The organism is Deltaproteobacteria bacterium, assembly GCA_016933965.1.
Classification (GTDB): Bacteria; Desulfobacterota; Syntrophia; order Syntrophales; family UBA2210; genus JAFGTS01.
This window is the reverse complement of the sequence record JAFGTS010000007.1, coordinates 14523-26194: the sequence shown is the minus strand read 5'-3', so window position 1 is coordinate 26194 and position 11672 is coordinate 14523. Positions and strand designations below refer to the sequence as shown.

8 protein-coding genes are annotated in these 11672 nt (G+C 55.0%); 6 read left to right on the top strand and 2 right to left on the bottom strand.

What is annotated here, in order from left to right; all coding sequences use genetic code 11:
* The first annotated feature begins 10 nt into the window (after positions 1 to 10).
* From miaA to JXO48_01765, 6 genes are all read left to right on the top strand, one after another.
* A complete protein-coding gene (gene miaA / locus JXO48_01790; protein ID MBN2282599.1) occupies positions 11 to 943 on the top strand; it encodes a tRNA (adenosine(37)-N6)-dimethylallyltransferase MiaA in 933 nt (310 codons plus the stop codon).
* A gap of 221 nt (positions 944 to 1164) precedes the next feature.
* Positions 1165 to 2304 carry an S-layer homology domain-containing protein gene (locus JXO48_01785; protein ID MBN2282598.1) on the top strand — a complete coding sequence of 380 codons (1140 nt, stop codon included), beginning with the start codon at positions 1165 to 1167 and terminating at the stop codon, positions 2302 to 2304.
* 69 nt (positions 2305 to 2373) lie between these two features.
* Positions 2374 to 5034: a valine--tRNA ligase gene (locus JXO48_01780; protein MBN2282597.1), complete on the top strand. Its 2661-nt coding sequence runs from the start codon at positions 2374 to 2376 to the stop codon at positions 5032 to 5034.
* A 7-nt stretch (positions 5035 to 5041) separates the two neighbouring features.
* Positions 5042 to 5884, top strand: a complete 843-nt coding sequence (gene nadC / locus JXO48_01775) for a carboxylating nicotinate-nucleotide diphosphorylase (GenBank protein MBN2282596.1) — start codon at positions 5042 to 5044, stop codon at positions 5882 to 5884.
* A gap of 53 nt (positions 5885 to 5937) precedes the next feature.
* Positions 5938 to 6723, top strand: coding sequence for a biotin--[acetyl-CoA-carboxylase] ligase (locus JXO48_01770; GenBank protein MBN2282595.1), 786 nt, complete (start codon positions 5938 to 5940; stop codon positions 6721 to 6723).
* 138 nt (positions 6724 to 6861) lie between these two features.
* Positions 6862 to 7626 carry a type III pantothenate kinase gene (locus JXO48_01765; protein ID MBN2282594.1) on the top strand — a complete coding sequence of 255 codons (765 nt, stop codon included), beginning with the start codon at positions 6862 to 6864 and terminating at the stop codon, positions 7624 to 7626.
* Positions 7627 to 7655: 29 nt separating this feature from the next.
* Here the strand turns inward: JXO48_01765 and trmFO are convergent, their stop codons facing one another.
* Positions 7656 to 8987 (bottom strand): methylenetetrahydrofolate--tRNA-(uracil(54)-C(5))-methyltransferase (FADH(2)-oxidizing) TrmFO, encoded by a 1332-nt coding sequence (gene trmFO, locus JXO48_01760; GenBank protein MBN2282593.1) that lies wholly within the window; start codon positions 8985 to 8987, stop codon positions 7656 to 7658.
* A gap of 373 nt (positions 8988 to 9360) precedes the next feature.
* Positions 9361 to 11640 carry a type I DNA topoisomerase gene (gene topA, locus JXO48_01755; GenBank protein ID MBN2282592.1) on the bottom strand — a complete coding sequence of 760 codons (2280 nt, stop codon included), beginning with the start codon at positions 11638 to 11640 and terminating at the stop codon, positions 9361 to 9363.
* Positions 11641 to 11672 lie beyond the last annotated feature (32 nt).

Here is an 11672-nt window from a genome sequence, read left to right as displayed (position 1 = left end):
GGGACATGTCATGGACACCCGTATGGTCGTCATAGTGGGACCGACCGCCGCCGGAAAGACGGAATGCGCCGTTTCGCTGGCACACACCTTCGATGGCGAGATCATCAGCGCCGATTCAATGCAGGTCTATCGATATATGAATATCGGAACGGCAAAGCCGACCGCCGAGGAGCGACGGGGTATTCGCCATCACCTGATCGATGTGGTAGACCCCGATGAGGAGTACAACGTCGCCCGGTTCGTCGATGAGGCAAGAGAACACATGGAACAGATAGAGGAAAGGGATAAGAACATATTTGTTGCAGGGGGAACGGGACTGTATGTGCGGGCCCTCATCGGCGGAATATTCCCCGGTCCGGGGCCTGACAGCGAATACCGCAGAGCGCTGCGCACAGATGCCGATCGATTCGGTTCGCACCATCTTTTTGAGCGACTCCGGGAAAAAGACCCCGCGGCGGCCCGGCTCATTCATCCCAACGATACGGTGCGTCTCATCCGGGCCCTTGAAGTGTTCAATGACAGCGGTGAATCGATCGTCGACCTGCAGAGGAAGCACGGTTTCCGGGACGAGCGGTACAAAAGCCTTGTCATCGGTATCGTGCCGGACCGATCGGAACTGTATGACAGGATAGACAGGCGGGCCGACACCATGATCTCCCGGGGACTGGTGGTGGAAGTCGAAGGATTGCTGGGCAGAGGATACCATGGGGACCTGAAGCCGATGCAGTCAATGTGTTATCGTCATATCGTCGCGTTCATTCAGGGGGTTCATGGTCTCCCCGAGGCAGTGGCGCTCATGAAGCGCGACACACGGCACTACGCGAAGCGGCAGATGACCTGGTTCCGGCAGGAGCGGGACATACAATGGGTTGGGTCTGAAAACCGGGAACGGGTGGAGCGCATTGTTGGTGAGTTCCTCGATCGTCACGGGCCTGAGGAATGAAGCAGGATTTCATGCGCGGGTGAAACTCCGGAAGCCTGGATCAGAGAGGAGCGGGCACTGACGACTTGTGAAAGGCACATATGACGCCGGCAGGCAGATCGGGGTCCGGTATCGATATTCCAAAAATTCTTGACTTGAACCGGAGATGCATATAAGTTTCCCCGTTACAGAAGGAGGACGCCTGCTGTGGCGCACCGGAGAAGTACCATAAGGAGCGGAAGATGATCCGCTATTATTGTTTCCGGGCCATGCTCATCAGTATACCGATACTGTTCTTTCTCACGAGTTGTGCGCCTTCGGAACGTCATCCACTCAGCCGGATCGATACGCCCGACCACCACTGTTACGCCGGCATTCAGTTGATGAACCAGGGTAAATATGATGATGCCGCGCGGGAATTCCAGTTGGCGATCATGCTGGATGAGGAACATTCACAGGCACACGCGGGGGCAGGTCTGGTCAAGGCCTTCAGGGGTGACTTCGCCGGGGCATTTGAATTCATGGCCGAAGCGGGTCGATTGGCTCGCCAGAGGCAGGACAAGGCCTTTTATCATGTGGGAATGATGCGTCTCTACACCATGCGGAAGGGGATCCCCGACTGGCTTGATCGTACACGACGCGAATTTGAACAGGCACTGATCCACGAGCCTGCATCCGCGGCAGCCCATTATTTCATGGGGCTAGCATGCAAGGCCGGTCTTCAGTTCCAGGATGCGGCGTCCATGTTTGCCCGGGTCCTCGATTTGAATGAAGAATACATCGAGGAAACATACAGGGAGTGGAAACTGGTTCAGAAGATTGTAAAGGCACAGCCTGAAACGGAAACGGCGAAGAAAATAGCTCTCATGGACAGCATCACCCGGGCCGATATGGCGGCACTCATGATACGGGAGTTGCGGATCGATGAACTTTACGATTGCTGGAGGTCTCCGGCGGTCGGTGAAGAGAAGCTTCAAAACGCAAAAGGTCAGGCGGTGAAGGATATCGCGGGCCATGCATTTGAAGAGGAGATACAGAAGGTTCTCGGCCTGGAGATCGAAGGTCTGGAACCGTATTCCGATGGAACATTCCGTCCGGACGATCTTGTTTCCAGGGCAAATCTTGCCGTCATGCTCCAGGATGTTCTCGCCGTGGCAGAGCGTGATGATACACTGTCAACAAAATACCGTGAAGAGGTTTCACCTTTCCCGGACGTCAAAAACGACAATCCCTCCTTTAACGCCGTCATGGTTGTCACTGCGCGGGGGATCATGAAGGCCCATGACCTTACATCCGGTGAATTCGCGCCGTTTGCTTCCGTGCCCGGCCCGGATGCTCTGTTGATCATGAGGAACATGAAGGAAGAATTAAGGATGTATTGATTGACGGAGAACCTGAAAAGAAATCAATACGATCGTATCTCATAAAATCAAACCGGCAGGTAGGCAGTAATGGAAAATGAATTGTTGGACAAATCCTATAACCCGCAGGATGTAGAGGACAAATGGTATCAGTACTGGATCGATAGGGGGTATTTCCGGGCGTTGGACAAGAGCGACCGGGAGCCTTTCTGTATCGTCATACCACCTCCGAATGTAACGGGAATGCTTCACATGGGGCACGCGCTGAACAACACCCTCCAGGATATCGTAATCCGGTTCAAACGGATGCAGGGATATAACACCCTCTGGATGCCCGGCACCGATCATGCCGGCATCGCCACGCAGAACGTCGTGGAACAGGAACTTGCACGGGAAGGTACAAGCAGGGCTGTCCTCGGCCGGGAGAAGTTCATCGAGCGGGTCTGGGAATGGAGGGAAAAGTACGGCGGCATCATATTGAACCAGCTCCAGAAGCTCGGCTGTTCCTGTGACTGGTCGCGGGAGAGGTTCACCATGGACGATGGGCTCTCGCGGGCCGTCAGGAAGGTCTTTGTCGATCTCTATAACGAGGGGTTGGTCTATCAGGGAGACTATATCGTCAACTGGTGCCCCCGCTGTCACACGGCAATATCGGACCTCGAGGTGGAGTATGAAGAAGAGGCCACACACCTGTGGCATATCAGGTACCCCTTTGCCGACGGTTCCGGGGAAGTGGTGGTAGCCACAACAAGACCGGAGACGATGCTGGGAGACACAGCGGTCGCCGTTAATCCCGATGACGACCGGTATCGGGGCCTTGTCGGGAAAACGGTCATCCTTCCCCTGGTCAACAAGGAAATACCGATCATCGCCGATGATTATGTTTCAAAAGAATTTGGAACAGGTGCCGTCAAGATCACTCCCGCCTGCGATCCGAACGACTTCGCCATGGCGGAACGGCACGGGCTCGAGATCGTGATCATCATGGACGGCAATGCGATTATCAACGAGAACGGCGGCATATATGAGGGACAGGATTGTTACACCTGTCGCAACAACGTAGTGGAAGACCTGAAAAAGCAGGGCTACTTCATAAAGGAAGAACCCTATACGCATAATGTCGGAAGATGTTACCGCTGCAAGACGATCGTTGAACCGGCCGTATCAAAGCAGTGGTTCGTCAGGGTCAAGCCCCTGGCAAAAGAGGCGAGCGCCGCCGTCATAAAAGGAAAGACGCGGATAATTCCAAAGACATGGGAAGGTACCTACTTCGAGTGGCTTGAGAATATCCGTGACTGGTGCATATCCCGGCAGATCTGGTGGGGGCACCGGATTCCCGTCTGGTACTGCGGTGACTGCGGACGGATAATCGTTCAGGTGGATGAACCGGAGGCGTGTCCGGACTGCGGCGGAACATCGCTCAGGCAGGAAGAAGATGTGCTCGACACCTGGTTCAGTTCCGCCCTCTGGCCTTTTTCCACCCTCGGGTGGCCGGAGAACACAGAGGCGCTGAAGACCTTTTATCCCACTTCGCTGCTCGTGACGGGTTTCGATATCATTTTCTTCTGGGTCGCCCGCATGATGATGATGGGGCTGCACTTCATGGGGGACGTACCGTTTCACGATGTCTATCTCCACGCCCTGGTCCGTGACGAACGGGGCGAAAAGATGAGCAAATCGAAGGGGAACAGCATCGACCCCCTCGAGATGATCGAGCGCTACGGTGCCGATGCCTTTCGCTTTACCATGGCCGCCTTTGCCGCCCAGGGAAGGGACGTTAAAATGTCCGAAGGGCGAATCGAGGGCTACCGCCACTTTGTGAACAAGATATGGAACACGGCCCGGTTCTCCCTGATGAACCTCGCGGATTTCCCGCCAGCGGAGAACACGGGTGCCGACGGGGACCTCTCACTTGGTGACCGTTGGATAAAAGACCGTCTGAACGAGACGATCAGGGAAGTGACGCGCTATCTTGAGGAGTATCGGTTCAATGACGCGGCTAACGTCATCTACCAGTTTTTCTGGCATGAATTCTGCGACTGGTACGTGGAGATGATAAAACCGGTACTTTACAGTGTCGAGAACGGAAGCAGGCGCCGGGCGGCCCAGGCGACGCTGAGGCTGGTCCTGAAGGATTCCCTCCTTCTTCTCCATCCCTTCATGCCCTTTGTGACCGAGGAGATATGGAAACGGATGGACCCCGCGGGCGATTCGATCATGATCAGCGGCTTCCCCGCAGAGAACGATGATCTGAAAGACAAAGAGGCCGAGTACCGGTTCAATATCATCAGGGATATTATCACCAGTATCAGGAATATTCGGGGAGTGGTCAACATTCCGCCGTCAAAAAAGCTGAACGCCCTTGTAGTTGTTTCCGACGAGGAACTGAGAGCGGTCATTGATAACGGTGCGGACTATATCACGGACCTGGCGAATCTATCAAAATTGACCATACAGGACCGTGCCGGGGAACTGCACGGGGTCGCCGTCGATGTCGTGGGGAGTATCAGGATATTCGTGTTTCTTGAAGGCCTGGTGGATGTGGCGGTGGAATTGGCCCGACAGGAAAAGAAACAGGAAAAGCTGGCCAAAGAGATCGCCGTGGTGTCGAGAAAACTCGGGAATGCGGATTTCATGGAAAAGGCCCTTCCGGAGATCATAGAAAAAGAGCAGGATAAGTTTGAAGAGCTGAAACGCAAAAGCGATATCCTGGAAACATCGATACGGCGTCTCAGGGAGATCGAGGCGTGATCGGGTGATGAACAGCGAAAAAATCAGGGAACTGATCCGGGAGGCCCTTGCGGAGGATATCGGGACAGGGGATGAGACCTCATCGCTCATTCTCAGCGGCAGAGAGAAGGGGACGGCACGGGCGGTCGCGAAAGGCGACGGCATTGTGATCGCCGGAATGGACGTGTTTCGCGAAGTATTCCTGTCACTGGACGAAACGACACAGGTCCTCACGGTCGTTCGTGACGGCATGACGGCCGCACAGGGGACCGTTCTCGCTGAGATCGACGGTTCGTTGAAGAGCATGCTCACTGCCGAGCGAACGGCGCTGAACTTCCTGCAGCGCATGAGCGGCATTGCCACAGCGGCACGCCGTTACGTCGAGCAGACCCGGCACACGAAAGCGGTCATCCTCGATACCCGGAAAACAACACCCACCCTTCGTAAACTCGAAAAGTACGCCGTCAGTATCGGTGGCGCTTCCAATCATCGGTTCGGTCTGTACGATGCAATAATGATAAAGGATAATCATATCAGCGCCGCGGGCGGGGTGAGCGCCGCCATTCGGAAAGTGACGAAAGGAAATATACGAAAACTCCCGGTGGAAGTGGAAGTTAAGAACCTCACCGAGGTTCGGGAGGTCCTTGCCGCGGGGGGCGTCGATGTCATCATGCTTGATAATATGAGCGTGCCTGAAATGAAGGAAGCGGTGAGACTCATCGGCGGCATGGCCAAAGTTGAGGCTTCCGGAAATGTGACCCTCACAAATGTGAGGGAGATCGCCGAGTGCGGTGTTGACTTCATTTCGGTCGGTTCCATTACCCATTCCGCTCCGGCGGCGGATATATCCCTGCTTTTCGGAACCTCCTGATATTCCTTGCTCTGCCCCGCGCCCCACTCAGGCCTCGAACACAGAAGAAAGAAATGAAAACAACACAGCAGGAAAAGCCCCTCATGGGGAAAGAGATTCATTTTTATGATGAATTGCCGTCGACGAACGGTCATGCCATGACCCTGGCGTTACAGGGTGCCGGTGAAGGTGAAGTGGTCATCGCGGACCGCCAGATCGAGGGACGGGGAAGGCTCGGCCGGACATGGCAATCGCCGCCGGGGGTCAATCTCTATCTGTCGGTGATCCTTCGGCCCCGGATAAAACCTGCCGATGCTTCATGGATCACGCTCATGACGGGTGTCGCCGTTGCGCAGACGGTTTCCCGTTACTGCCCGGATAGTGTCTCGATCAAGTGGCCCAATGACGTGATGGCGCACGGGAAGAAACTCTGCGGTATCTTGACGGAGATCAAGATGACGACCAGCGGCATCGATTTCGCTGTGGTCGGCATCGGGGTGAACATAAACATGACCAAGGACACCTTTGACGAAGGGTATCGCTATCGCTCAACATCCCTGAAGGAAGAATGCCGCTGTGATATTTCGCGTTCCGAGTTCACCGCCGCGCTCCTTGAATCGTTTGAAGAATGGTATGAGAAACTCAACGCGGACGGGTTTCCTCCGATCCGTGAGGCCTGGATGAACTATGCCTCCGTAACGGGGAAGACGATCGAAGTGAACGACAGGGGAACGGTTAGGACGGGCACCTTCCTGGGGATCGACGAAACGGGGGCGCTTCTGTTGAAAGAAGAACAACAGGGAACAACGCAGGTCCTCGCCGGCGATGTTACTGTGATAGAAGAGGAAACATGCTATTGACAACTTCCCGAAAAGTCCCTATGCTGCGTGGCACTTTCACTTAAGAAGAGGGTTCAAGGGGTCAAGGGGTCGAAACCTGAAAAACAGACAGCAACTTTTTCGGATATAAGCAAAAATTCAAGATTATACGGGGACGTCATGTTACTTGTTGTCGATGTGGGTAACACAAATACGGTTGTCGGTCTGTACGACGGCGAAAAACTGCTGAACAGCTGGCGTGTGAGGACGGTCGCCGACCATACGGTCGATGAATATGGAATGCTCATCCTCAACCTCTACCGGACGGGCAAGATCCAGACGAAATCGGTCAGCGACATTATCATATCCTGCGTGGTGCCGCCCATGCTCAATATCCTGGAACCTCTCTGTCAGAAGTACTTTCATCTCAAGCCGCTGATCGTGGGGCCCGGGATCAAAACGGGCATGCCCATTTATTACGACAACCCGAAGGAGGTCGGAGCCGACCGGATCGTGAACGCCGTGGCAGCCCACGAGAAATATGCCGGGGACCTTATAGTCGTGGACTTCGGAACGGCGACGACCTTCGATTATGTCACGGCCAAAGGTGAGTACATGGGGGGCTGTATCACACCGGGTATTATCATATCGACGGAAGCACTCTTCAAGAGAGCGTCGAAACTGCCCCGTGTCGAATTCGGCAAACCCAGAACGGTTATTGCGAAGGATACCGTCAGCAGCATGCAGGCAGGTATCATCTACGGTTATGCAGGCCTTGTCGACGGGATCGTCCAGCGAATGAAGGACGAGATCGGTCATGAAACAACCGTCGTTGCCACCGGCGGTCTGATCAGCGTTATCGCGTCGGAAGCGAAGTCCATTGACATAATCGATGAGGCGCTCACCCTTGAAGGTCTGAGAATTATTCACTCACGCAATAGATGACGGCTCCGTTGGAGATCGTGGGTCGGGGATCAGGGTTCAGGGATAACGGAATACTTTTCCATCCACTCGTGAAGTGCTTGAAGAGCACGGTCAGCGTAGGCCGCTCCTCTCCTGTTCCGGGGTACTTTTTTTTCGAGGGGAGGGAAGAGACCGAAGTTAATGTTCATGGGCTGAAAATTCCCGCCCGCTTCTCCTTTAATATGACGGATCAACGATCCCAGCGATGTTTCCGGCGGCGCTGAATGCCAGGGAACACCTGAAAGGTACCGGCCGGCGCTGATCCCGACCAGCAGGCCCGACGCGGCGGATTCCACATACCCCTCCACCCCGGTGATCTGCCCGGCGAAAAAGAGGCCCGGCCCGTTCGCCAGCATGAAATTGTCGGTCAGAAGACGGGGTGAGTCGATAAAGGTATTACGGTGAATGCTGCCGAAGCGCATGAACTCGGCCTTCTCGAGTCCGGGGATCATCCTGAAGATTCGCTTCTGTTCCGGCCATGCCAGTTTTGTCTGGAAACCCACCATGTTAAAGAGGGTCCCCTCCCGGTTTTCACGGCGAAGCTGTAAGACGGCATGGGGCCTGCGTCCCGTCCGTGGATCGTTCAGCCCCACCGGTTTCATCGGGCCGAATCGCAGTGTCTCCGGACCCCGCCGCGCCATTACTTCAATGGGAAGACACCCCTCGAAGCACCTGCGGTCCTCGAAGTCCCGCAGGGGGACTTCGCGACCTTTGAGCAGGGAGCTCAGAAAACGTTCATAATCGGTTGTCGAGAGGGGGCAGTTCAGGTAATCCCCCGGCTGCTCCTCATCGTAGCGCGAAGCCTGGAAAGCGATGTTCCGATCGACCGACTCCGCCAGGACAATGGGCGATATGGCATCGTAGAAATAGAGCGAATCGGCGCCGGTCATTTCGGAAATGGCATGTGCCAGCGCATCCGACGCGAGAGGACCCGCCGCGACAATGACGACCGAGCCGTCACGGGGAATTTCACGGCACTCTCCCCGAATGATGGAGAAGCCCGGTTGTGAGAACAGACGGTCTTCAATAAAGCGGGAAAAGAGCTTTCGGTCAACGGCGAGCGCCTTGCCCGCGGGAACGGCCGTCGCGTCGGCCGCCATCATGATCAGGGAATGAAGCTCGCGCATTTCCTGCTTCAGAAGCCCGACGGCGCTGCCGATGTCTGCGGAACGAAGGGAATTGCTGCACACCAGTTCCGCGAGATGCGGCGATGTATGGGCGGGCGAAAAACATGCTGGCTTCATTTCCTTCAAGTCGACGGAGAAACCCCGCCGCAAAAGTTGCCAGGATGCTTCGCAACCGGCGAGACCGGCGCCGATGATGGTTACTGATTCTTTGTTCATTTCAAGTTTTAAAGTTCGACAACCTGGTAAAAATCTTTAACTACATAGTGTTCATGGGTAACAGTGGCAAAGTGACAAAGCGACAGAGCGACAGAGTGAAAAAGTGACAAAGCGACAGAGTGACAGAGCGACAGAGTGGCAGAGTGACAAAGTGACAGAGTGAAAAGTTCCCCTTTGTCATTCCGGAATCCGCGTCAGCGGATATCCGGAATCCAAGGGCATTTGTATGTACACAATAAAACCTGGATTCCCGCCTTCGCGGGAATGACATAATCTGCTCCGTACTCCATACCCCGTAATCCTTACTCCATACCCCGTAATCCGTACCCCGTACCCCGTACCCCGTACCCCGTAATCCGTAATCCGTAATCCCTCACTCCCCCTTTTCCTCTTTATACCCACACCCCTTGTTGGGGCAGGCCTTGATAAGTCCCTTGCCGCGGACCGCTTTCTCGACGAGGAACGGGTGATCACAGAGGGGACATTTTTCGGGGATTGGTTTGTTCCATGTGGCGTACGTGCAATTCGGGTAGTTCGAACAACCGAAAAAAAGTTTTCCTTTGCGGGTCCGCTTCTCTGTGAGGACACCGCCGCACCCCTCCACCGGGCAGGAAACGCCGGTATCGATCGATTTTGTGTTGGTGCATTCGGGGTAGCCGGTGCATCCATAGAAACGGCCGAATTTGCCTTCCTTGATGACCATGGGCTTTCCGCATTTATCACAAATGACCTCATTATCCCCGGTCACTGTAACGTTTTCAGTGCCATTCTCACTGTCGACGGATGGGATATTGGCCGTGTTCCGGCATGCGGGATAATTTGAGCAGGCGAGAAATCTGCCGTGCCGCCCCCACTTGATCACCATGGGACTGCCACATTTATTGCAGACATGTTCCGTCGGTATCTCTTCACGCTTCAGGTTCCTCATTCCTTTCTTTGCCGTTTCAAGTTCGGTCTCAAAGGCCGCGTAGAAATTCTGAAGCGTCTCATGACGGGTCGCCTGACCCTCCTCGATCCGGTCGAGCGTATCCTCCATGGCGGCGGTAAACCCGACATCGAGGATCCGTGGAAAATTGCTCACCAGGAGTTCATTGACGATGGTTCCCAGTTCCGTCGGGTAAAACCGTCCCTTGTCGAGTCTGACGTATTCCCGGTCCTGAATGGTGCTCAGAATGGCAGCATACGTGCTGGGGCGGCCCAGACCTTTTTCCTCGAGTTCCTTTACCAGTGTGGCCTCGGAAAACCGAGGGGGCGGCTGAGTGAAATTCTGTTCGCCCTCAATGGAAATGACGGAAAGAACTTCTCCCGTTTCAAGGACAGGAAGAACGGTGCCTTTTTCACGAGCATCGGGAGATGACCCTTTTTCTCTGTTGTTTTCCTCGTCCCTGCTTTCTGCGTAAAGGACCGTGTATCCCGGGAAGATCACTACCGAGCCCTGTGCCTTGAAAAGGTATCGATCGGCGGTGATGTCAACGGTCGTCTGATCGAGGACCTCGGGGTTCATCTGGCTGGCCACGAATCGGTTCCAGATCAGCTGGTAGAGCCGGTGTTCGTCGCGGGAGAGGAACTGCTTGATATTATCGGGAGCGTATATGAGAGAGGCGGGCCGTATCGCCTCGTGGGCGTCCTGAGCCGATTTTGAGGTCTTGAAGACCCGCGCCTTCTGGGGAAGATAGTCGTTGCCATAGCGCTTTCGAATAAAATCACGGGCCTCTGAAAGCGCTTCCGGTGCGATCCGCACCGAATCTGTCCGCATATACGTGATCAGGCCCACCGACCCTTCGTTGCCGATCTCTATGCCCTCATACAGTTTCTGGGCTACGCGCATCGTCTTTTTCGCCGGGAACCGCAAGCGGCGGGACGCTTCCTGCTGGAGCTTGCTCGTCGTGAAAGGGGGAGGGGGGGTCCGCTTTACTTCCTTTTTTTCAATTCCCGCAATGATGAAAGAACGCCCCGCGAGATCGGCCAGTATGCCGTCAGCTGCTGGCTTGTCGCCGATACGGGCCTTTTCCTTCCCGATCTTTACCAGGCGTGCCTCGAAGGAGGGCTGTTCGGTTCCTTCCAGAAGTGCCGTGATATGCCAGTACTCCTCGGTGACAAAGTTCTGTATTTCTTCCTCTCTCTCGCAGATGATGCGGACGGCGACGGACTGAACACGTCCCGCGCTCAGACCCCGTTTGACCTTTTCCCAAAGAAGCGGGCTTATCTGGTAGCCCACGAGCCGGTCGAGGATCCTCCTGGTCTGCTGGGCTTCGTAGCGTTCAAGGTTCAGTTTCTGCGGGTTCTGGATCGCGTTGAGGATCGTATGTTTGGTGAGATCGTTGAAGAGAACGCGGTATATGTCCTGCCCCGGCCCGGTTATTTCTTCCATTATGTGCCAGGCGATGGCTTCGCCCTCTCTGTCCGGGTCGGGAGCGAGATAGATCGAACGGGCCTTCCGTGCCGATTTCTTCAGGTCATCGATAACTTTTTTCTTGTCCTTGATGACCGTATAGGTCGGTTCGAACCCTTTCTGAATATCAATGCCCAGCTTGCTTTTCGGCAGGTCCTTGATGTGTCCCACAGAGGCCTTCACATCGAAATCGGCGCCGAGATATTTCTTTATGGTTCTTACCTTTGCGGGGGATTCAACAACGATCAGTGCATCCGCCATGGCTGAGTATTTCTCCTTCCGGTACCCGCTGG